Annotated in this window: 11 protein-coding genes; 2 read left to right on the top strand and 9 right to left on the bottom strand. The window is 42.9% G+C overall.

Annotated features, from left to right (window positions below):
- Positions 1 to 19: 19 nt before the first annotated feature.
- The 3 genes from pstS to ACM0OX_RS04340 form a co-directional block, all read right to left on the bottom strand.
- Positions 20 to 1,099, bottom strand: a complete 1,080-nt coding sequence (gene pstS, locus ACM0OX_RS04350; RefSeq protein WP_414513360.1) for a phosphate ABC transporter substrate-binding protein PstS — start codon at positions 1,097 to 1,099, stop codon at positions 20 to 22.
- A gap of 205 nt (positions 1,100 to 1,304) precedes the next feature.
- Positions 1,305 to 2,702, bottom strand: coding sequence for a cytochrome c biogenesis protein (locus tag ACM0OX_RS04345; protein WP_414513358.1), 1,398 nt, complete (start codon positions 2,700 to 2,702; stop codon positions 1,305 to 1,307).
- 30 nt (positions 2,703 to 2,732) lie between these two features.
- The gene (locus ACM0OX_RS04340) at positions 2,733 to 3,473 is read right to left on the bottom strand and encodes a cytochrome c biogenesis protein CcdA (RefSeq protein WP_414513357.1); all 741 of its coding nucleotides are present in this window, start codon (positions 3,471 to 3,473) and stop codon (positions 2,733 to 2,735) included.
- A gap of 182 nt (positions 3,474 to 3,655) precedes the next feature.
- Here ACM0OX_RS04340 and ACM0OX_RS04335 point away from each other — a divergent pair, with 182 nt between their 5' ends.
- Complete coding sequence (locus tag ACM0OX_RS04335; RefSeq protein ID WP_414513355.1) at positions 3,656 to 10,786, top strand: AAA family ATPase; 7,131 nt, start codon at positions 3,656 to 3,658, stop codon at positions 10,784 to 10,786.
- Between the two features lie 250 nt (positions 10,787 to 11,036).
- On the opposite strand, the gene ACM0OX_RS04330 is transcribed toward ACM0OX_RS04335, so the two are convergent.
- The 3 genes from ACM0OX_RS04330 to ACM0OX_RS04320 form a co-directional block, all read right to left on the bottom strand.
- Positions 11,037 to 17,651, bottom strand: a complete 6,615-nt coding sequence (locus ACM0OX_RS04330; RefSeq protein WP_414513353.1) for a HAMP domain-containing protein — start codon at positions 17,649 to 17,651, stop codon at positions 11,037 to 11,039.
- Between the two features lie 605 nt (positions 17,652 to 18,256).
- Positions 18,257 to 18,460, bottom strand: coding sequence for a hypothetical protein (locus tag ACM0OX_RS04325; RefSeq protein WP_414513351.1), 204 nt, complete (start codon positions 18,458 to 18,460; stop codon positions 18,257 to 18,259).
- A gap of 139 nt (positions 18,461 to 18,599) precedes the next feature.
- Positions 18,600 to 18,971, bottom strand: a complete 372-nt coding sequence (locus ACM0OX_RS04320) for a hypothetical protein (RefSeq protein ID WP_414513350.1) — start codon at positions 18,969 to 18,971, stop codon at positions 18,600 to 18,602.
- Between the two features lie 109 nt (positions 18,972 to 19,080).
- Between ACM0OX_RS04320 and ACM0OX_RS04315 the strand changes: the two genes are divergently transcribed.
- Complete coding sequence (locus ACM0OX_RS04315) at positions 19,081 to 19,350, top strand: hypothetical protein (RefSeq protein ID WP_414513348.1); 270 nt, start codon at positions 19,081 to 19,083, stop codon at positions 19,348 to 19,350.
- 436 nt (positions 19,351 to 19,786) lie between these two features.
- Here the strand turns inward: ACM0OX_RS04315 and ACM0OX_RS04310 are convergent, their stop codons facing one another.
- The 3 genes from ACM0OX_RS04310 to ACM0OX_RS04300 form a co-directional block, all read right to left on the bottom strand.
- On the bottom strand, positions 19,787 to 20,008 hold the full coding sequence (locus ACM0OX_RS04310; RefSeq protein ID WP_152588393.1) for a type II toxin-antitoxin system HicB family antitoxin: 222 nt from the start codon (positions 20,006 to 20,008) through the stop codon (positions 19,787 to 19,789).
- A 206-nt stretch (positions 20,009 to 20,214) separates the two neighbouring features.
- On the bottom strand, positions 20,215 to 23,970 hold the full coding sequence (gene bchH / locus ACM0OX_RS04305) for a magnesium chelatase subunit H (protein WP_414513345.1): 3,756 nt from the start codon (positions 23,968 to 23,970) through the stop codon (positions 20,215 to 20,217).
- A gap of 400 nt (positions 23,971 to 24,370) precedes the next feature.
- On the bottom strand, positions 24,371 to 24,643 hold the full coding sequence (locus ACM0OX_RS04300; protein WP_414513343.1) for a hypothetical protein: 273 nt from the start codon (positions 24,641 to 24,643) through the stop codon (positions 24,371 to 24,373).
- Between the last annotated feature and the right edge of the window lie 86 nt (positions 24,644 to 24,729).

Here is a 24,729-nt window from a genome sequence, read left to right as displayed (position 1 = left end):
CAGATGGCATTCATCGGCTTCATTCAGCAATTTTCTTCACGGCAGATTGCACTTGAAGCACAACTTTTTTAGACAAAGGAATATATCCAAGTTCCAAACTGGATTTTTGCCCGTCAATCACAGCCCAATCAATAAAGTTTTTCAGTGCTTGAACTTTGACTCGGTTTGGATATTGGCGATAAGTTAAAAGCCAGCTGTAAGTGACAATGGGATAAGACTGGGTACCTGTAGGATCGGTGATAAAAGCAATCAAGTTATCACCTGGTAATTTCACTGCTTCTAAAGTTTGTGCTACAGATTCTGGTGTGGGCGCAATATAATTACCAGATTTATTTTCTAAAGCAGCCACAGGAAGCTTATTTTGTTTGGCATAAATGTATTCTACATAGCCAATAGCTCCTGGTATCTGTTGAATCAGGGCGGTAACACCTTCGTTACCCTTTCCACCAACTCCCACTTGCCATGCTATCGATTTACCAGCCCCAATTTTGCTTTTCCATTCTGGACTTATAGCGCTTAAGTGTTGCGTGAACACGCTTGTAGTTCCACTACCATCAGTTCGATGTACAACTTGAATTGGTAAATCGGGCAAACTTACACCTGGATTAGCTGCGGCTATTCTAGGATGATTCCAATTCCTAATCTTTCCGAGAAAGATATCTACGTAGACTTGGCGTGATAGCTTTAAAGCTGTTGGCAGATTGACTTGAGATGACTGGCGAGCGGCTGGCGCGAGGTTGTAAGCCAGCACTATAGAACCAGCAGTCATGGGTAAAGCAATCACTCCCTTTTTTACCTTAGCTGCTTGTTCATTTGTAATTCCCACATCACTAGCTGCAAAGTCCACAGTGCCTTCAATGAGTTGTTGTACCCCAGCGCTGCTACCTATCGCTTGATAGTTAATTTCCACATTGGGATTTTTCTGGTTATAATCTGAAAGCCAGCGTTCGTACAGAGGCGCTGGAAAACTTGCCCCAGCACCAACGAGGGAAACATGTTTGATTTTTTTATTATTAGTCGCACAAGAAGCAACACTTAACAAGATAGCGATTAAGGGTAGAAGGCAAACGCGCCCCCTGGGTTGAAGTTTAGCAGACATAGAAATTTTTTGTTCCAATGTTTAATAAATACCTCTAGTAATTTCCTAATTTGTAGCCGTGGAAGTGGCGTAATTAATTGTAAATAAATTTGAAACGCAGAGGTTAACGCAAAGTAATCCTCTGCGTTCCTCTGCGATTTCCTTTGCGCGACGGCAGTCGCTACAACGGAGGGAACCCCCGCAACGCGCTGCCTCCTCTTTGCATTTAAACTTCAATCGCCGTCTCTTTCTGTTCACCTTTTGGCTGTGAACTCAGCCGATCTAAAATCTCTAAAACCTCTTGTTCAAAAGCAACTTGGGCACGATTAGTTTTGCCACCAATATATAAGCGATCGCCTTTTTGCAATGCCCATATTTGTGAATGAGAAAAGTAACTCATCACCACACCCAACATGAGCAAGCCAAACCCTGTGTAAACAATTGGGATACCTGGATCGGCTTTAATTTGTAAGCCAGTGCTACCAATAACATCCAAAATTTTCAGCTTCACGCCATTAACTTCGGTGAACATCCCCGCGCGGACTGTATCAACAAGTTTGCCAGTGGCATCATAAATTAATACCATCCCTTGCAAGTCTTTCGCCAACAGGGAGACACCCTCACTCAAATCCGGTTTAGTCGGAACCCAGGTTCCCCAAATACGCCCGTTACCGTTGGTGTTCAATTGCGCCATTGGTAGCTGAAAAATTGGGCTGTTATTAAATTGGACGCGAACACCTGCAATTCCCCAATCAGTTTGATAGAAAGTTATGCCATGATAGCGCAGAGGTTCGTTGACAAAAATCTTCTTGCGATCAATTTCCTTTCCCTGATTATTCAAGACAGACATATCTGAATAAAATTGATTGATGCCACCAGATGGAGTGTAATCAATCCAAAAACGATTGACGCGCACAGACCAATCTTTCGGGATTTTTGCAGCTAAAGGGCCAGCATCGACAATATTTGTCACTTGAAATGTATCGCCACTGGCAACCATTTCCTGAGCCAGAAACCCAGTCATTGCCCCCCAAATTCCCCCTAGCAAAATACCGACGATGCCAATATGAACGATAATTGGGCCGATGCGTCCAACTATTCCCTTGCGGGCGTAAAGAAGATTTTCTTTTTCTCGATTTGGAAAAATTTTATAGCGGTGTTTTTGTAATATTTCGCTGAGAGAATTTAGGGAACCAGTATCTAGTTCTGCACTTAAAGCTAATTTTTGAAATTGTCGTGGTTCTTCGTAATATTTCCAGCGCTGGGCAGCTTTTAAGGCTGGCAACTGACGGGTAAATGAACAGGCAGTTAAGCTAGTGCCAAATAAGATGAGTAATGCCAGGAACCACCAGGTACGATATACATGGTCTAATCCAACTACCTGAATTACCTTCCAAGTTAAGAAACCAAATAAAGCTGGATGTTCGGGGTAATTGGCTTGGTAAAACGCGGGTGACTGACCTTGTTCAATTACAGTACCAGTGGAGCTAAAGATTGCAATCAATAGCAGTAGTGCGATCGCTAATCGTAAGTTAGTCAGTACGGGCAAAAGCTCTTGGCGTAAGAACTGCCCAGGTAATGCCCACCATTTTATTTCTTTGGACGCTGAATCTTCTAAAGTCATTACGTGTAAAATCTAACAAAGGTATTGATATTAAAAACTGCCAAGAGGAATCCGAGAAATTAAGGAAAATACACCGAATCCTACCAATAGTGCCCCACTAACTGGGTTAATCCAACCAGACCAACGACGCAATTCTAGTAATTTTTTAATTGAAGCTGTAAAAGTACCCGCCAAAATCAATGGTGCTACATAACCGGCTGTATAAGAAAGTAGCAAAACAGCACCTAAAATTAAGTCTTGTGTATTGGCAATCCAACCCAGCAAACTAGCTAAAACAGGGGTGCTACAAGGGGATGCAACTAAGCCGAAAGTCAGTCCCAGCAAATAAGAACGCAATCCTGCTGGCAAATCTGGCGAAATCCAATTCGTTTCATTCAAGGATGGAAATTGTATAGGCAGTGCTTCTAATAAGTTCAGCCCCATGAGAATAGCGATAATGCTGACGATAATCGGCAAACCAATTCCCACTTGACCATAGACTTTTCCAACTAAACCTGCTATAATTCCCATCCCTGCTAGTGTAGTTGCTAAACCTAAAGCAAACCAAGTTGATTGGGCAGCTGCTTGCAAGCGGCTTTTGGCTTCATAACCACCGATGTAACCAATAGTAATTGGCAGCATCGAAAGCATACAGGGTGTGAGACTGGTGAGCAAGCCAGCGGCAAAGATGATGCCAACGCTTACCACGCTAAGGTGCGTCAGTTGGTTAGAAACGAGACTGTTGGCAAATTGTTCTAGTTGGTAAACTTGGGTTTGCAGGTTATCAAACATGGGGAGTCTCTGAGCGGGAAATGCTTACTCTGCTTGAATTGTAGCTTAGTTTTGGTTTTTGAGTCAGCATAACCAAATTATCCAAACCTGATATCATCTAAATTTCATCTGCCCAAAGAAATGTATTTAAAATACAATTAAGCTCGGATTATCCCTGAAGAAGCACGGCTGGAGTGTTTGGCATGATGATTGCATTACCCGGATTTCAGATTGTCACTTTGTTAAAAGCAGGGGTAAAAGCAGTCATATACCGTGGAATTAAGATTAAAGATCGGTGTCCGGTAATTATCAAAGGGCTACGTCCAGAACAGTGTACACCCAATAATATCGAACAACTCAAACATGAGTATGCGATCGCACAAAGGTTAAATACCACAGCAGCAGTCAAAGCCTACGCCTTAGAGATGCACCAGGGAATCCCTTATTTAATTATGGAGGATTTTCAGGCGCGATCGCTCGATCAATTGCTAGACCAATTTCAACAGTTTGTGCCGTTTTTGAAGATTGCCATTGAAATCACTAGTAAACTTGCACAAATTCACACTCATCATATTGTCCACAAGGATATTAAGCCGCAAAATATATTAATTAACCTCGAAACTAATCAGGTCAAAATTGCCGATTTTGGAATTGCTGCCTTCATTCCATACCAACAGCAAATAGTTAGCAGTTCCAGTCGAATTGAAGGTAGTCTACCTTATTTATCACCTGAGCAAACTGGGCGGATGAATCGAGGAATTGACCATCGCAGCGATTTGTATTCGCTGGGAATCACCTTTTATGAGATGCTGACAGGTCAGCTACCATTTCAAGGCAAAGACCCCTTAGAGTGGGTGCATTGTCATATTGCCAAATCTCCACCATCCCCGAAAAAGCTAAACTCTGATATTCCCCAAATGCTCTGTGAGATGATCGTGAAATTGCTGTCGAAGGTTGCAGAACAGAGGTATCAGAGCGCTTTAGGTTTGCAATTTGATTTGGAAAAATGCTTAAAACAATTGGAGACAACTGGACAAATCTCATCCTTTATTTTGGGTGAGCAAGATATCTCAGAACGCTTTCAAATTCCTCAAAAATTGTATGGGCGAGAACCAGAAATTTCCCAGCTTCTACAAGCATTTGAGCGAGTTGTTAATCAAGGTAAACCAGAAATCGTGTTAGTTTCTGGCTATGCTGGCGTTGGTAAATCAACTCTTGTGAAGGAGATTCACAAGCCCATTGTTAGAGAACGTGGGGTTTTTATCTCTGGTAAATTCGATCAGTATAAACGAGATATTCCTTATTCCACTATTGTTCAAGCTTTTCAAACACTCGCGCGACAAATTTTAACTGAACCTGAAAATCAACTTGCTACCTGGAAAAAGCGCATACAAGCAGCATTAGGAAACAATGGTAAGCTAATCACAGATGTAATTCCAGAAGTTGAACTAATTGTTGGAGAACAGTCTCATATACCAGAGTTGGGGCCTGCCGAATCTCAAAATCGATTCAACTTGGTGTTTCAGAATTTTATCAGCGTCTTCGCTCAAAAAGAGCATCCGCTCACTGTTTTCTTAGATGATATGCAGTGGGCAGATACAGCTACTTTGAATTTAATTCAAACTATTATTGCTGGCTCTAGTATCCAGTATCTCTGCTTCATTTTAGCCTATCGAGATAACGAAGTAGATGTTGTACATCCCTTTAGGTTAATGATAGAGAAGGTTAGCAAGTATGGAGCAAGAACAACTGAAATTATAGTTACACCATTGAATCTTGTTTATGTCAATCAGTTGATTGCTGATACCTTACATAGTTCAGCAGAGCAAGTAGAATCCCTTGCTCAATTGATTATCCAAAAAACTGACGGTAATCCTTTCTTTGTCAATGAATTTCTCAAAACACTGCATCAAGAAAATCTGCTGAATTTTGACCCTCTTCAATCCCCCACCCTGCTTGGTAAGGGGGAACAGAGGGGGGTAAAAGGTGGGTGGCGATGGGATATAGCTGAGATTGAAGCCCAAGGTATTACAGATAATATTGTCAATCTGATGATTGAGCGGATGCAAAAACTGCCACTTGCAACTCAACAGGTGCTTAAATTAGCCTCCTGCATCGGTAATCGCTTTGATTTAGAAGTTTTGGCGCTGGTTGGCGAACAATCTATTGAAGAAACGGCAAATGCACTTGTTGAAGCAATTTTAAGAGGATTAATTATTTCTATCGAGTCAGATGAAAGTGTTGATAAAAACTATCGTTTTTACCATGACCGAGTTCAACAAGCGGCTTATGCCTTAATTGCCGATGAATCAAAATCGGCTGTGCATCTGAAGATTGGGCAAATTTTGCTGAAGAATGCGAATGCTGAACAAGTGAACGAGCAAATTTTTGATCTAGTCAATCAACTAAATCTCGCCCTGGATCTGATTATTGAACAAACAGAAAAAGATCAATTAGTACGATTAAATTTAATCGCTGGCAAAAAGGCAAAAGCTTCCACAGCTTACACTCCTGCAAAAATATTTTTTAGCGTTGCCATAAATCTTTTGGCTGAAAATGCCTGGATAGAACAATATGACCAAACATTTACTTTATTTAGGGAACAGGCTGAGTGTGAATTCTTAACAGGAAATTTAGAACAAGCGGAAGAATTATTTGAGTTACTATTGCTGAAAGCCAAATCTCATCTAGAGAAATCAAATATTTATATGCTGCAAATTAGACTCTACCAAGTTGCAGGTAGATATGAAGAAGCACTGATATTAGGATTAAAAGCTTTAAAACTTTTTGGAGTGACATTACCTGATACAAATGAGGAAGTGCAAAGTGCGATCGCAATTGAAAAAAATCAGGTATTAATCAATTTAGGCGATAGAAAAGTCTCTGATTTAATTAATGCTCCAGCAATCCAAGATCAAAATATTAAGACACTGATTAGTCTATTGACCACTTTGGGGCCACCTACCTATCTCGGTAGACCCCATCTCTTTCCCTTAGTCGTACTTCAAGCTGTTAACTACTCACTCAAGTTTGGGAATACGGAAGATTCCTGTTTTGCTTACAGCATGTACGCCATGTTGTTAGTTTCCATCTTCAATGATATTCCTACAGGTTATGCATTTTCTGAGATGACAATTCAATTGAATGAAAAGTTGCATGACTTGAAACTTAGAGGAGTTGTTCTACACATTCATGGAAGTCATATAAACGTTTGGTGTAACCATATTGCCAGTGATATTCCCTTTTTGGAGCGGGGATTTATCGGCTGTGTAGAAGCAGGTGATGTGACGATGGCAAACTATAACGGCTATCAAGGCTCGTGGCAAATTATCCAGTTAGGCTATCCACTTACAGATACATATAAATCTCTAGAAAAATACACTACATTCGCTCGTCAGTCTAAACATGATGCTGTCTATCAGACAATCAGACTAGAGCAAATGCTACTAATGAATCTGCGGGGATTGACTCACCATAATCTGACTCTAAGTAGTGATTATTTTGATGAATCACAGGCTTTATCTATGATTACAGATGCAGGTTTTATCAGTGGAATTATTTTTTATTACATTATCAAGTTAATCATATTTTTTACATATCGACAGTATACAGAGGCGCTGAATTGTGCCTTAAGATTAACAAATTTTCCAGTTACGACACTAGCATTACCAATTGAAACAGATTATGTTTTGTATTACTCAGTAACTCTAACGGCTCTTTATCCCGCAGTATCTTTTCAAGAGCAAGAAAAGTTTTTACAAACCCTAGAATTTCATCAACAGCAATTGCAATATTGGGCTAATCACTGCCCTGAAAACTTTTTACATAAGTCTCAGTTAATAGCTGCCGAAATAGCTCGCATCGAAGGTAGAGAATTGGAAGCAATGCGTCTGTATGAACAATCAATTGCTTCAGCCCGCGAGCAGGGATTTGTACAATATGAAGCTTTAGCTAATGAACTAGCTGCTAAGTTTTACTTGGAGCGAGATTTTGAACTAATTTCCAAAACCTACTTGGAAGCAGCTAAAAATGCCTATCTGCGTTGGGAGGCATTTGCTAAAGTCAAGCACTTAGAAGAATTCTATCCTCAGCTATTGCCACAACAACAGCTTGTCTCTAACGGAACGTTTATTACCACAGGTGAGCATTTAGACTTTTTGTCAGTAGTTAAAGCCTCTCAAACTATATCTAGTGAAATTGTTTTTTCACGTTTGCTGAAGACATTAATGCAAATTGTCATCGAGCAAGCAGGAGCAGAAATCGGTTATTTGTTGCTGGAATATGAGCAAAATTTGGCGATTGAAGTAGAAGCTAAGGTTAATCCCCAAGCAGAAAAGCTCAATGTTTCTCGACTTGTATTAGAGGGTGAAATTTCACAGGTAATTCCTCAATCAATGCTGAATTATGTCCAGCGAACTCAAGAAACAGTGATTTTAGAGAATGCCACTGAGCAAAATTTGTTTTCTCAAGACGAATATGTAATTCAAAAGCAACCTAAATCTGTACTTTGTTTGCCGATCGCTCGTCAGTCAAAATTACTTGGTATTTTATATTTAGAGAATAATCTGATCTCCAGTGCCTTTACACAGGAAAAACTTTCTGTACTGGAAATTTTGACAGTTCAAATTGCTATTTCTCTAGAAAATGCTCGTCTTTATCAAGGTTTAGAAGACAGCCAAGCACAACTCAGCTTGGCGTTAAAATCTGCCCAAATCGGTGTTTGGAGTTGGGATATTACCAGCGATCGCTTTGACTGGGATGAGCAGATTTATCAACTATTTGGGTTAACGCCGGAAACCTTTGCTGCCACTTCCGAAGCAATTTTAGCTCGTCTACATCCAGACGATCGCGGATTGCTGGCTCAATCGTTGAGTCGAGCGATTAACGAAGGTGTGGAGCATAATTTAGAATATCGAATTATTTGGGATGATGGCAGTATCCGCTACGCAGCCTGTCGAGGAAAAGCCTTTTTCAATGAAGCAGGTAAAGCCACACATATGAGTGGTGTTGTGCTTGATATTACAGAGCGCAAACAATCGGAAGCCGAACGAATCCAACTGATTCAAGAACAAACTGCTCGACAGGAAGCAGAGGCCAATCAAGAACGAGCCGGGTTTTTAGCTCAAGTCAGTGCAACACTCGCTTCTTCCCTTGATTACGAAAGTACGCTAGCAAGCGTGGCAAATCTGGTTGTGCCTTACTTCGCCGATTGGTGTAGCATCGATCTGCTGCAAGACAACCAATTTATTAATCGGGTAGCAGTTGCTCACCGAGATCCAGAGAAAGTTAAACTTGGTTGGGAACTTCATCAGCGTTATCCAAGAAAATTAGACGAACCAGGAGGTGTGCCTAAAGTACTGCGTACAGGAATTCCTGAAATGGTAACTGAAATCTCAGATGCACTATTAGCAAAAGGCATCCCAGATGCAGAACATCTAAGGATTATACGTGAAATCGGTTTAAAGTCCTGTATTATGCTGCCCTTGATGGCACGTGAAAAAATTTTTGGTGCAATTTCCTTTTTTACTGCGGAATCAGAGCGTCGTTACAACACAACTGACTTGTCATTAGCGGAAGATATTGCCCATCGAGCGGCGATCGCCATTGATAATGCCCGCCTTTACCAAGAAGCGCAGCAAGCACAAAAAACCGCAGAACGAGCATTGGAGCGCATTGCCCGTCTTCAATCGATCACGGCTGCTCTTTCAGAATCGCTGACACCAGCCCAAGTATCTGATGTGATTGTCGAGCAGAGCATGGCTGCCTTGGGAGCCAGTTCTGCCCTTGTCGCCTTGGTGAATGAAAGTAAAACTGAACTGGAAATTGTGCGGGCGGTTGGCTATAAGCAGGATTTGATAGCCGCTTGGCGTACTTTTGCCATCGATTCACCCTCTCCCCTAGCAGAAGCTGTGCGAACTGGGAAACCTCTTTGGGCACAACCAACAGAAAATCGAGTAGCTCGTTACCCACATTTAGCAGAAATTTACGCCCAATATGATTTTAATGCCTGGATTTCTATTCCATTGATGGTAGAAGGTTGGGCAGTTGGCGGTATAAGTTTGGGATTTACCCAGCCTCAACAACTCAGTGGAGAAGATCGAGCATTTATCTTGGCTGTTGCTCAACAATGTGCCCAAGCGATCGCTCGCGCCCATCTTTACGAAGCCGAACGAACGGCACGAAGTGCTGCTGAAAGCGCAAACCGCATTAAAGATGAATTTTTAGCTGTGCTGTCTCATGAATTGAGAACACCGCTTAACCCAATTTTGGGTTGGACAAAATTGATGCGAACCCGCAAGCTCGATCGAGCAACCAGCGATCGCGCCCTAGAAACTATTGAGCGCAATGCCAAGTTACAAACCCAATTAATTGAAGATTTGCTGGATGTTTCCCGCATCCTTCAGGGTAAACTTAACCTCAACTTTGGCCGGATTAATTTGGTATCAGTTATTGAAGCTGCCATTGAGACAGTGCGTTTATCGGCGGAAGCTAAGTCTATCCAGATTCAGACAATTCTTCAATCTGGTGTTGGGGAAGTTTTAGGTGATGCCAATCGACTACAACAAGTCATTTGGAATATCCTTTCTAATGCGATTAAATTTACTCCCATCGGTGGACAGGTAAAAATTAAATTAGAGCAAGTTGGTTCACAGGCACAAGTCTGCGTCACTGACACAGGGAAAGGCATTGCATCTGAGTTTTTACCTTATGTCTTTGATTATTTTCGTCAAGCAGATGGTGCGACAACTCGAAAATTTGGCGGTTTAGGTTTAGGATTAGCGATCGTCCGCCATTTGGTGGAACTTCACGGGGGAACTGTGCAAGCAGAAAGTCTCGGCGAAGGACAAGGAGCAACTTTTACCGTCAGACTTCCATGTTTACAGGATGAAAACAAAAAAATTAAGGATGCAAAAGATAATTCCCCACTGGTGGCGGCTCAGTCTTCGCCCTTGTCTGGCTTAGAGATTCTGGTTGTGGATGATGATGCAGATATGCGAGATTTTTTGCCCTTCATGCTGGAGCAATATGGTGCAACTGTCACCGCTGTCGCTTCAGCCATTGAAGCTTTAACTGCATTGAGTCAATCCCAGCCAAATCTAATTATCAGCGATATTGGGATGCCAGAAATGGATGGCTATATGCTGATGCGACAGATAAGAAGTCTTGAACCAGAGCAAGGAGGGACAATTCCCGCGATCGCTTTAACTGCTTATGCTGGTGAGATAGATCGTCAGCAAGCGATCGCTGTGGGATTTCAACAGCATATCTCTAAGCCTGTAGATCCAGAAGAATTGGTGAGGGCGATCGCGTCATTGGTTCCCGATTTGGCATGATGGTGGAATACAGCAGTTTTCTTTTTCATGAGGCACAAAGTCACTGGTTTTGAGGCAGGAGGCAGGAGGCAGAAGAATAATTTGATTTGTGAATCCTTGGTTCTGTACCTCATTTAGTTGCAAAGCGCTGTATAGCAGGTCAATACTGTTCGGTCAAGACAAGAGACGCGATGAATCGCCGTCTCTACAATAATCAATCTTTTGTAGAGACGGCGATTTATCGCGTCTTTATCAATGATTTACAGTAGTATCAACGATATAGCCAAACACGCAACAGCGACAGCAATTGCTCAGTATCTACGGGTTTAGTAATATAGTCTGATGCGCCGGCTTCAATACACTTCTCGCGATCGCCTTGCATGGCTTTAGCGGTGAGTGCAATAATTGGCAAAGATTTAAATCGCTCGTTTTGGCGGATCGTGCGTGTTGTTTCGTAACCATCCATTTCTGGCATCATTACGTCCATCAACACCACATCAATATCTGGTGTATTTTCTAACAGGGTGATTCCCTCTCTACCATTTTCAGCATATAAAACCTGGATTTGATAACGCTCCAGCATACTGGTAAGGGCGAAGATATTCCGCATATCGTCGTCTACAATTAGCGCTGTTTTACCAGTGAGTAAGTAGTCTTGTGAATGCAGTTGTTCGAGTATTTGGCGCTTCGGTTCGGGTAAATTTGCTTGGACTCGGTGTAAAAATAATGCTGTTTCATCAAGGAGGCGTTCGGGCGATCGCACATCTTTAATAATGATTGTCTCGGCAATTCGTCTGAGTTCTGTTTCTTGAGCTTTGCTAATTTCTCTACCTGTGTAGACAATAATTGGTAAAGTTTTGCCGTTAGGTAGAAGCTTTATCTGCTCGATCAGTTCAAACCCGGTCATGTCAGGTAGCCCTAAATCGAGGACGAGGCAATCAAAATGCTGGGTGCGAATAGCTTCTAAAGCAGTTGCACCGTCAGCCACAGCAGTCGTCGAAACATCGCTGTTACCAATCAACTCAACAATACTCAGCCGTTGAGTGTCGTCGTCTTCCACTACCAATAAATTTTTCACTTGGCGCTCAACAAAACCTTTAATTTTGGTCAATGCCTCGGATATTGTCTCGCTGGTTAAAGGTTTTTGCAGATATGCGATCGCACCTAGTTGCAAACCGCGTTGTCTGCCTTCCTCAACAGTCATAATATGTACGGGGATATGACGGGTATTTGGGTTATGTTTTAGACGATCCAAGACCGTCCAACCATCCATTTCTGGTAGCCGGATATCTAGCAAAATGGCTGAAGGCTGGAATTGCTGCGCTAGCATCAAACCTGTACTGCCAGTTTGGGCAGTTATCACCTTAAATCCTTGTTGTTGCGACATATCTAGAAGGATACGCGCAAAATTAACGTCATCTTCGACAATGAGTAACACGCGATCGCCTCTTTCTATAGTCGTGCGATCGTCATTAATCAGTGCTGTTAGCGGGGCGTTTAGCCCGTGCTGAGTGAGGAGTGGGGAGTGGGAAGTGGGGAGTGGTTTTGATATTGACTCAGCACTCAGCACTCGGAACTCAGGACTCAATTGTGGTAAGTAGAATGTAAAAGTGCTACCTTCACCGGGTTGACTGATAAGTTTAATTTCGCCGCCGAAGAGACGGGCGATTTCGCGACTAATTGATAAGCCCAATCCGGTGCCGCCGTATCTCCGACTGGTAGAGCCATCGGCTTGTTGAAATGCTTCAAAAATCACTTTCTGTTTTTCGGGGGCAATACCAATGCCTGTATCGCTGACTGAGAAGGCAATTACAAGCTGGGCACGATTTAAGGTTTCGTTGTCATTGCTCCACCCTAGCTTCGCCACCGCAATCCGTAAGCGTACTTCCCCATGCTCTGTAAATTTAAAAGCGTTGGAGAGGAGATTTTTCAATACCTGTTGTAAGCGTTTGACATCTGAATAGATGGTGTTTGGCAATTCGGGAGTGAATTCAATTGTAAAGGCAAGTCCTTTGCTTTGAGCAATTTGCCGGAAGGTACGCTCAATCACATCACCCAACTCTGCCAATGGCATTGGAATCAAGTCAATGGACATCGTTCCAGATTCAATTTTAGCGAGATCCAGAATGTCATTGATTAACGTCAACAAATCATTACCGGCTGAATAAATTGTTTGGCTGTATTCGACTTGCTTGCTGGTGAGATTTTGATCGATATTATCGGTTAACAATTTCGCCAAAATTAACAAGCTATTCAGCGGTGTCCGCAGTTCATGGGACATATTGGCGAGAAATTCTGACTTGTATTTTGAGGAGAGGGCGAGTTGTTCAGCCTTGTCTTCTAAAGACAGTCTTGCATGTTCAATTTCACGATTTTTGCGCTCGACTTCTTTCTTCTGCATCGCCAACAACTCTGCTTTTTCTTCTAATTCGGCGTTGGTTTGTTGCAGTTCCTCTTGCTGTCCTTTGAGTAAATCCTCGGAAGTTTTAAGTGATTGGGCTTGTTGTTCTAAGCGCTTGTTGGTTTCGCGGAGTTCGCTTTGCTGGGTTTGGAGTTCTTCAGCCAAAGATTGCGATTGCTTGAGTAATTCTTCAGTTCGCATCGATGCTGCGATCGTATTGAGGACGATCGCGATACTTTCGGTAAGCTGATCGAAGAATGTCAGATGAATTTCGCTAAAGCGGCGGAAGGATGCTAATTCAATCACTGCTGTCACCTGTCCTTCAAAAAGTACAGGTAACACCACGGCATTCAGGGGCGTAGCTTCTCCTAACCCAGAAGCAATTTTGACATAATCATTTGGTACATCCGTCAGCAGAATTCGCTCTTTTTCTAAAGCGCATTGTCCCACCAAACCTTCACCTAAGTGGAAGCGGTTAGCTAGATGTCTGCGTTCGCGATAAGCGTAGCTACTAATTAGTTTCAAATACGGTGTATGTTCAGCAGACTCCATCAGGAAGAATACGCCGTGTTGCGCTCCTACCAAGGGTGCGAGTTCTGAGAGAATTAGTTTAGATACGGTTTCCAAGTCTCGCTGCCCTTGGAGCATTCGAGTAAACTTGGCTAAGTTAGTTTTCAACCAATCTTGTTCGGTGTTTTTCTGCGTTGTCTCCCGCAGGTTGGCAATCATCTGGTTGATGTTATCTTTGAGGATCGCTACTTCCCCTAATGCTTCGACGGCGATTGAACGAGTTAAATCGCCTTTAGTTACAGCTGTAGCAACTTCTGCGATCGCTCGCAACTGAGTTGTCAGTGTAGCAGCAAGTTCATTCACATTATCTGTCAAATCTTTCCAAGTCCCAGCCGCGCCAGGGACTCTCGCTTGTCCGCCTAACTTCCCTTCAATTCCCACTTCCCGCGCTACTGTGGTTACTTGATTGGCAAATGTCGCTAGAGTATCAATCATCTCGTTGATTGTCTCTGCCAAGGTTTCAATTTCTCCCTTGGCATCTAGCATTAGTTTCCGTTTCAAGTCACCGTTAGCAACTGCCGTTACAACTCTGGCGATACCGCGCACTTGTGCCGTTAAGTTACCCGCCATCGAGTTCACGTTATCAGTTAAATCTTTCCAAGTACCCGCGACACCTTGGACTTGCGCTTGTCCGCCTAACTTCCCTTCAGTTCCTACTTCCCGCGCCACCCGCGTTACTTCACTGGCAAAGGAACTGAGTTGATCTACCATCGTGTTGGTGGTATTCTTCAAATCCAAAATTTCACCTTTGGCATCGACGGTAATTTTCTTAGATAAGTCGCCATTAGCTACCGCTTTCGTAACTTCGGCGATGTTACGAACTTGTCCGGTGAGGTTCCCCGCCATCGAGTTCACGTTGTCTGTTAAATCTTTCCAAGTCCCAGCAACTCCTCTGACGTAAGCTTGTACGCCTAATTTACCTTCCGTTCCCACCTCACGGGCAACCCTGGTAACTTCTGATGCAAAAGAATTTAGCTGATCCACCATTGTATTAATGGTGTTTTTGAGTTCTTGAATTTCACCTTTCACATCAACGGTGATTTTCTTCGATAAGTCGCCATTTGCTACAGCTGTAGTAACTTCGGCAATGTTCCGCACCTGTGCTGTTAAACTTCCCGCCATGAAGTTTACACTGTCGGTTAAATCTTTCCAAGTGCCGGCTACACCTTTAACTTCTGCTTGTACACCCAGTTTCCCTTCTGTTCCTACCTCACGGGCAACTCTTGTAACTTCACTTGCAAAGGAATTAAGTTGATCAACCATCGTGTTGACAGTATTTTTCAACTCTAAAATTTCACCTTTGACATCAACGGAGATTTTCTTAGATAAGTCGCCATTCGCTACAGCGGTTGTCACGGCGGCAATGTTTCGCACCTGTGCCGTTAAACTTCCCGCCATGAAGTTCACGCTGTCAGTTAAATCTTTCCAAGTTCCAGCTACGCCACGCACATCTGCTTGTACGCCTAATTTACCTTCGCTTCCCACTTCACGCGCCACCCGCGTAACTTCACTTGCAAAGGAATTGAGTTGATCCACCATTATATTGATGGTATTCTTGAGTTCCAGAATTTCGCCTTTGACAGCAACAGTAATTTTCTTAGATAAATCGCCATTTGCGATCGCAGTTGTCACTTCGGCAATGTTCCGCACCTGTGCCGTCAAGCTTCCCGCCATGAAGTTCACGCTGTCGGTTAAATCTTTCCAAGTCCCAGCAACGTCTTTAACTTCCGCTTGTACGCCCAATTTCCCTTCAGTTCCCACTTCACGGGCGACTCGCGTCACTTCACTTGCAAAGGAACTGAGTTGATCCACCATTGTGTTGATGGTATTTTTCAACTCCAGAATTTCACCTTTCACATCGACAGTGATTTTCTTGGATAAGTCGCCAGTTGCAACCGCCGTAGTCACTTCGGCAATATTCCGCACCTGCGCCGTCAAACTTCCCGCCATGAAGTTCACGCTGTCGGTTAAATCTTTCCAAGTTCCAGCCACGCCGCGAACTTCTGCTTGCACGCCAAGTTTACCTTCACTTCCCACTTCACGGGCAACCCTTGTAACTTCACTGGCAAAGGAATTGAGTTGATCCACCATTGTGTTGATGGTATTTTTCAACTCCAGAATTTCACCTTTCACATCAACGGTAATTTTCTTGGATAAGTCGCCAGTTGCAACCGCCGTAGTCACTTCGGCGATATTCCGCACCTGTGCCGTTAAACTTCCCGCCATGAAGTTCACGCTGTCAGTTAAATCTTTCCAAGTACCCGCGACACCGCGCACATCGGCTTGCACGCCCAGTTTTCCTTCACTTCCCACCTCACGGGCAACCCGCGTTACTTCCGACGCAAAGGAACTGAGTTGATCCACCATTATATTGATGGTATTCTTGAGTTCGAGAATTTCACCTCTAACATCGACGGTGATTTTTTTAGATAGATCGCCATTTGCGATCGCAGTTGCAACTTCGGCAATATTTCGCACCTGTCCGGTAAGATTACCCGCCATTAAGTTAACGTTGTCGGTTAAATCTTTCCAAGTCCCCGCAACTCCCCGGACTTCTGCTTGTACGCCCAACTTCCCTTCAGTTCCTACCTCACGGGCAACTCTTGTCACTTCCGATGCAAAGGAATTCAGTTGATCCACCATTGTATTGATGGTGTTTTTCAACTCCAGAATTTCGCCTTTCACATCCACAGTGATTTTCTTAGATAAATCGCCATTCGCTACCGCCGTTGTCACTTCCGCAATATTCCGCACCTGTGCCGTCAAGCTTCCCGCCATGAAATTTACACTATCGGTAAGGTCTTTCCACGTACCCGCTACCCCGCGAACTTCTGCTTGACCGCCTAATTTTCCTTCAGCACCCACCTCACGCGCAACCCTTGTTACTTCCGATGCAAAAGAATTAAGTTGATCCACCATGATGTTAACGGTGTTTTTCAACTCTAAAATTTCGCCTTTGACATCAACAGTGATTTTCTTGGAAAGGTCGCCATTAGCTACCGCCGTTGTTACTTCCGCAATGTTACGGACTTGGGCTGTTAAATTCCCCGCCATTAAATTAACGTTGTCAGTTAAATCCTTCCAAGTACCTGCCACACCTTTAACTTCTGCTTGCACGCCCAACTTCCCTTCAGTTCCCACTTCACGGGCAACTCGCGTTACTTCACTAGCAAAAGAATTCAATTGATCCACCATCGTGTTGACGGTGTTTTTTAGTTCCAGAATTTCGCCTTTGACATTAACGGTGATTTTTTTGGATAAATCACCATTTGCGATCGCAGTAGCAACTTCGGCAATGTTGCGAACTTGTCCGGTGAGATTACCCGCCATCAAGTTAACGTTATCAGTCAAATCTTTCCAAGTGCCTGCCACACCTTGGACTTCGGCTTGAACGCCCAACTTCCCTTCAGTTCCCACCTCACGGGCAACCCGCGTTACTTCACTGGCAAAGGAACCAAGCCTTTCTACCATCGTGTTGACAATATTAGCAGTTTGGAGAAACTCACCTTGGAGGGGTCTGCCATCAATTTCTGTAGCGATCGTTTGGGATAAGTCACCATTGGCAACTGATCGAATTACACGGGTAGTTTCAGCTGTTGGTTGAACTAAATCTGTAATGAGAGTGTTGACAGAAGTAACACAATCCGACCAAGATCCTCGAACATCTCCGAGAGAGGCGCGATCGGAAATTTTGCCTTCTTTGCCGACAACGTTACCAATCCGTTGTAGCTCCGCCGCCATTCGCTCATTTTGATCGATAATATCATTGAGCGTGTCAGCTATTTTCCCCGCTACACCAGTATGATCTATGGGCATCCGAGCAGAAAAGTCACCCTGTTTAACAGCATTCAGCGTTCTTAGTAGCTGATTTAAATCTAGATTGTCACTGTCTCTAGTTAACTGTTCGGTTGCCATAGCCTTATCTTTAAAGAATTTATTAGGTTTTCGCGTTTAAAAAAGGTTTTCTCAAAGCAGAAAATTGATTTTAACTCTCATTAGTGCTTCTAGGTTTTCTGATATTCCCTCTAGCAACAAATCTTAGATTATCTGAATTAGCTTAGAGTACATGGTTATGTAACTGTTGAATGTCCCCAGTACTGATTGTGCATAGAATAGAGGTTAGTGAAGCTGAGTTTAAATCTGGCTGCTGACTGAGGGCGATTGGTTTTACTGTCAGTTTAAAACTTTTAGCGAGGTTAGTCTGTTTAGCGTTAATAACCAAAACAGTATTTTGGTTGTAGAGATAATAATCAAATTTAGCTTTTAGGTTGTTGTTTTGAATTAGTTACTTTATCAGGACTTACGCAAAATCATGAAAAAACGAACCACAGAGGGCGCAGAGGACACGGAGAAATAAGAGTTTCAGAAAGCTCTTGCGTAAGTCCTATCTATATTCCGGTTTGCACCCATAATGCGTACTAACTCTAATGATAGCGGGGGAAATTAAAATTTCTCAACAGGCAAGGCAGGCTACGGTGTACACACATCTTTCTAGAAAACCAAAATCGTCGTAGATCCCCCTAAATCCCCCTTAAAAAGGGGGACTTTGAGAGTTTTTTGATGACACGCCCTAGATCGCAAATCGCCGTCTTTACAATAATCAGTCCTTTGTAGAGACGGCGATTTATCGCGTCTCTTGCCTTCACCGAACCGTATTGCAATTGCAGTATAGGTGGGTTTGGCACATCTCTTTTAAGTAGCTGGACAAAAATATTTACAGTCATTGCGTTCCCGTTGGCGTAGCCTCTCGTAGAGAAGGGTAGGAAGTGAAGCAATCGCAAGGCGTTGCAGTTTAACATTATGTAATTAATTCTGTCCGACTACTTATTTATTGATTAACTTGCGATCGGTTCCAGGGGACGGTTACGCCATCGCAACTGACTTTTTACGACTGGGACGCTTGCGATCTGATTTTTTCTTTAGTCCAACCGCTTGGGCTTGATCGCTATCTGAGCCATATTGTCCGCGTATTACTTCTTTCATGGCTAATACAGCATTGTGAAATTCCCATTCTGCTAATCGCGCAGCATCGGCAGCAGCACGGTATAAAGTTAGTTTCTCGGTTTCGGCTTGTTGCTGCGCCAACATAGTCTGATAAGCTTGCTGTAAATTTGCAACAGAGGCATCAGCACGGGTTGTATTGTATGTGCTGACGGTTTGCAAACCGTGTAATGAGGTTATATCTTGACTAATTGATTGAGAGGGTAAACGGCGTGTTTTATCTTGGGTAGGCATATATGCATACTGTTGTAAGGGATAAGTTTAATGTGCCCATTAAAACAATAAAATTAACAGTAAGCGAGATTTTTAGATAAAACAAGGTAAAAGAAACGTAGGCTAATTTTTGCAAGTCGAAACAATCGCATTGCAAGTCCAAACAATCGCATTGCAAGTCGAAACAATGGCATTGTCAGCCGAAACAATCGCATTGTTAGCCGGAACAATCGCATTGTTAGTCCAAACAATGGCATTGTCAGCCGAAACAATCGCATTGTTAGTCGAAACAATTGAGTATGTGAGTAGGAAATTTATAAGTATGTCATTACTATTGATTGTGGGGTGGGATAAAAAGCAATACGGTTCAGTTAAGGCTAAAACTCTTTGTCATAGTTAATTTTTTTAACGTAGACGCTTCTCTACGAGACGCTACGCGTAGCTTGCTTCCACGAAGTGGTACGGCTTGCCGCAGGCTACCACAGAGGCGCAGAGAACACTGAGAGAAGAAAGAAACGCTTAACTGAACTGTATTGGGATAAAAAGTCCGTCTGTACGCAAAAATGGGCTTTTCAACCCACCTAGCCTACAAGATTGGATAAATTATCCGATTGTCGATACCCTGCGGAAGCCATAACACACTTACAACACTAGGGTGGGGAAATCTCTAAATCTTTGCAAATCTTGATAGCTAGAATCTCAACAATCTCAGTATACCTTGGAACTGCGGAGGTTCTGTTGTTTGATGGATTGTAATAAATCGTATGCCTTCCACCTTCTCGAAGAAACAAAACAGCCGTTCTTTTCCAAATGGCGAATCAATTCACGTCTTTTCACTATAATTTGACAGTAATCTGTTCGCGGACGACATCTTTACCGGAAATTTGTTGCTCTGCGAGTTCCCGATTTGAGATTAGAATCAACTCTATCGCTTCCCGTAGGCTTTCTCTAGCTTCTTCCAGAGTTCTCTCTTGGACATTAGCGCCGGGTAACTCCTGGACATAGCCGATATACCAATCATCTATCTTTTCAAATACAGCAGTGAAAGAATTTTCCATATAATTTACTCTTGAATGTTACGAGATATCAAATGCGTTTCGCTAGCGTGTTTTTAGTGCCTTATTGATTTACCCAATTAGTGAATTCCAAAATTCGCTTTTCGACCCAATATTCTCTACCAAGTTTAATAAATCCTCGCTCTAATTTATTTTTTACTTCAACAATTAAGTAAAATACATTAACAATGCCTAACATATTCAACTCACTAAACCGTTACTCCCTCCAACTCTTCATCTGTCAACTCATACAATTGGCGCAATTTATCTAACTTCTCACTATCAGCTTCCCAGAAACCCCGCCCATGCGCTTCTAACATTCTGCCTAAAATATTGCGGAAAGCTTCAGGATTTGCCTTACGTAATTTATCCGCCATCTCTGCATCTAACGCATAAGTATCAGCCGCTTGGTCATAAACCCAATCATCGGTAAAATCGGCAGTACCACCCCAACCAATCAACGCCGTCATTCGTTGGGAAATTTCAAAAGCACCACCAGAACCTTGATTTGCCATCGCTTGCGCCCATTTAGGATTTACCAACTTAGTGCGGTACTCCATTCGCAGCAAATCATCCAAATTGCGCGGTGTAGTATCCTTCGAGAAACTTTCCACAAAGCTAGTTGTAACCTTCTTACCGCCTTGTTTTTCTGCTGCCTTTTTCAAACCGCCCGTATTGGCGTAATATTCTTGAATATCAGTTAAACCATATTCTACCGAATCGATTTCTTGAACAATGCGATCGCTAGTTTTTAACAACGTATTCAATACTTCCGGTCTAGCTTGACCTTTATCTTCTCTCCCGTAGCTAAACACATTGCGACTCTGCCAAGTATTCCCCAACTCCTCACCAGATTCCCAGTTACCATCAACCACCCTATCATTCACCAAAGAACCAAAATCACCCGCCGGATTAGAAAACAATCTCGCCGATACATTTTCCACACCTTGAGCTTTTAAAGCTAAAGCGTGTCTTCTAATAAAATTCCGATCTTCTGGTTCATCAGCATCAGCCGCCCGTTGGAATAAATCATCCAACAATTCGATGATATTTACAAAACTATCCCGGAAAATCCCAGATAAATTACCCAACACATCAATGCGGGGATGTCCAACCTCCGCCAACGGCTTCAACTCATAACGAACAACTCTACCAGTTCCTTCCTTAACAGGTTCAGCCCCCACCAATTCCAACAGAATCCCCAGAGATTCACCCTTAGTTTTAATTGCATCCAATCCCCAAAGCATCACCGCCACCGTTTCAGGATATTTACTATATTCATCCAAATGCTGGGCGATAATTTTTTGAGCAATTTCCCGTCCCCGTTCATACGCCGCAGGCGAAGGCATCCGATAAGGATCTAAAGCATGAATATTCCTCCCAGTCGGCAAAACACCAGCCCCATCCCTTAACAAATCCCCCCCAGGCGCAGGCGGAATATACTCCCCATTCAACCCCCTTAACAAATTTGTTAACTCATCCGTAGATTGCATCAACAAATCTCTTATTAGCTTTTCCTCCTCTTCTCTGTGTTCTCCGTGCCTCTGCGGTTCGTCTCCAAAATATGCCTCCAAATAAGAAGCCAATTCCTCTTCATTTGGTGCTTCCCCCAAAGTATGCAACCCAGAAGAAAACAACCGATTTTCTAAAACTTGCAAATATCCATACAACTCCACCAAATAATCATCAAAAGCATGACTGCTAAACATCCGCACATTTTCAGGAGTAAACGCAATTCCTAACCGTTTAGCATCTTCAAAAGGACAATCTGCATCTAAACCAGAATCTACAATTTTTTTACAAATCCCTTCCTTCAAGACATAATTCTTTTGTGGATCTTCACGATACTCCGAAATCAAATCACGCAACGCCACCAATTCTTTATACAAACCTGCACGCCCATAAGGCGGTACATTATGAGAAATCAACACACCATAACCGCGACGTTTTGCCAACATCGACTCAGACGGATTATTCGCCGCATATATATATAGATTAGGCAAATTTCCTAACAAAATATCCGACCAAGAATAACCCGTATTACCCAACGGAGAACCAGGCAACCATTCCACCGTTCCATGCATTCCAAAATGAACTATAGCATCAGCTTCAAACTCATTTTGCAACCATTTATAATAAGCAGCATATTGCGGATGTGGCGTTAAATCCCGTTCAAACATTAAGCGCATCGGGTCGCCTTGTATACCCAAAGGTGGTTGTACACCTATCCATACATTTCCTAATTGCACACCGCCAATTTGGAATTCATCGCCATAAGTTTTAATACCAGTTCCCGTGAGAGATTTCCATTGTTTTTCAATACGGGAGGTTTGCAGATATCCCAGCCATTTTTCTAGAGTGCGAACATTTACACTACTTGTGGGGTGGGCATCTTGCCCGCCCCTAGATAATGGCGGGCAAGATGCCCACCCCACAAGAGGATTAGCTTCATCCGCTTCTTTTACCCAGCGAATCAATTCTTCACCATCTTCCGGTAAATCTCCCACGGTGTAACCTTGTTCTTTGAGTGCATGGAGAAACTTCAGCAAACTACGCGGCACATTTAATAATGCAGCTGTGCCTACAGCACCATAACCTGGAGGAAATCCATATAAAACGATCGCAATTTTGCGTTCAGATGCAGGTTTTTGCCGCAAACTCACCCAAGTTTTTACCCTACCAATTAATCGCTCCACCCGTTCGGGAACCAGATAAATATTTTCGCCCACCAAACCACCGAGGGGAACGGTATCAATAGCGCCATCTAATTCTGGTAAGGCGTACAACACTACACTCTGCAATCCGCCGATACCTTGGCGCGTCCACGAGGAAATATCTTGAATTAATAGTGGTGCAGCAACAATATAAGGTACATTTTTGGCAGTAAGGATGCGTTTTGCGACTTCTATTTGACGGCCTGCTTCCATTGAACCAGCCGGGCCACCCACCAGAGGAAAGCCAATTGTCGAAACGATCGCATCTACTTTTACTGCTTCACTAGATAGTGATGGAGTCTCTATATTACCTAGTTGTCGTTGCTGAATTTCATAGTCGGTTGTCATCAAATCTCGTACCGCCACATGTCCTTCCACGCCGTTGATGAAGATGGGTAAAGGAGTTAACCCGGCTTTTTCAAAACTGCGAATCAGTTGGGGAATGTAGGGTTGTTTGGTGATGACGTGTTTGCGGTAGAGGAGAATTCCTACAACAGGTTTTGTGGCTTTAGATCCCCCCAACCCCCCTTGAGAAGGGGGGCTAATATTCCTCCCTTTGTAAGGGGGGCTAGGGGGGATCTTCTCATACCATTCCAGATATGCTTTTGGCGATTCAAAAAACCCTGGATAATCGGGGTGGAGTAATCCGATGTTGGGGGTTTCGATTAACGCGGGTATGTCGCCGACTTTTAAATCTAAGTATTTTTCTGCCAGTGTCCAGAATAATGAAGCGACGTTTTCTGAACCGCCAGCATTCCAGTAACCATAGATAATTAACCAGTTGCGTAAGTCTTGGACTTTTTGCACTGGGACGTATTTCAGTAGTTTGGGGCCAATTTTTAAGAAGCTGATGTAACCAGCGAGTTTGTCTTCTTCTCGTCCGTTGCTAAATTTGTCGAGGATGAATTTAACTGGTTTGGGCATTCCTTTGGGTTTGTCGCCAATGGCAAAGTCACCCAGCTTGGTTAAACTCATCAATTCTAAGGCTGACTCAAAGACTAGACGGATGGGAATTTGAGAAATGCGATCGCGCAACCACACAACTTGGTCATAATCAAATAGTAGGCTACCGAAAAACACATCAGCGCCATCAAGTGCTGCTTCTATCTCGGTACGAATGCTGGTAAGATCGCGATCGCTAAATACCCGAATATCCAACTCAGGACAGCGAGAGTTAGCCAAAAAGGCTGCTTTTCTGTACAAGTCAGCGTTGAATGATTCAAACCCAGCAATCAAGACGATGCGTTTCATGCCTGTAAGCTACGAAATATTTCTTTACTTAAATTTTAAACGTGCTTTCAGGCTGATTGTTAAATATCTACCCACAGATTCCGGTCAGTAGTTCCTTGAGGGAGGTAGGGCTTCACTATCACCAACGCTTTTAGGATATTTTGATTTCAAAAAATTTGTGATGTGTTGAGTCAAATTAAGTGCATCATTGAATTCTTTTGATTCTTATAGCGCTTCATATAGTGAACGGATTTATGGTGGTGACAAGTTTGTAAAAGTACGCAACTCGGTAATATCTAATCTCCGGTTAAACTCATTAACATAAACTTAAAATATGTTGGTCTTTTTCACTTGTGCCGACACCTCAACTTATATAATGATATTGCCGATCTTTGATATTATTAGTATTAATTTGATGCCATCAATATCTAAAAGACTCTATACTCTCTTTCATCACAAGATAGAAGCGATCGTTACAGGCACGATCCCAAGCGATCGTTGGGCCGATTCTCCAATAGGAAAAACCAGATAAAATCTCTTTTCCATCGCCTGTTGCAGAAAATTGTCCTCTCAATTCTTGCGTGAGTTCTGCAAGTTTGCTAGATTGATCTTCCCCTATAAAACAAAGAGTCCACCCTAAGCCGGGTTCATTGATGGAATTCTCCAGTAGCTTCACAAAATTTAAAGATCCCATGTTGAGCCTCGTTTCTTGAGCAGTTTATCTGATAAATCTCGCACAGGTGTCTAGAAGCGAACGCGTATTCATTAATACTGTAAAGC

The organism is Nostoc sp. PCC 9305, assembly GCF_963920915.1.
Taxonomy (GTDB): Bacteria; Cyanobacteriota; Cyanobacteriia; order Cyanobacteriales; family Nostocaceae; genus Nostoc.
This window is presented reverse-complemented; position numbering and strand designations above follow the sequence as displayed.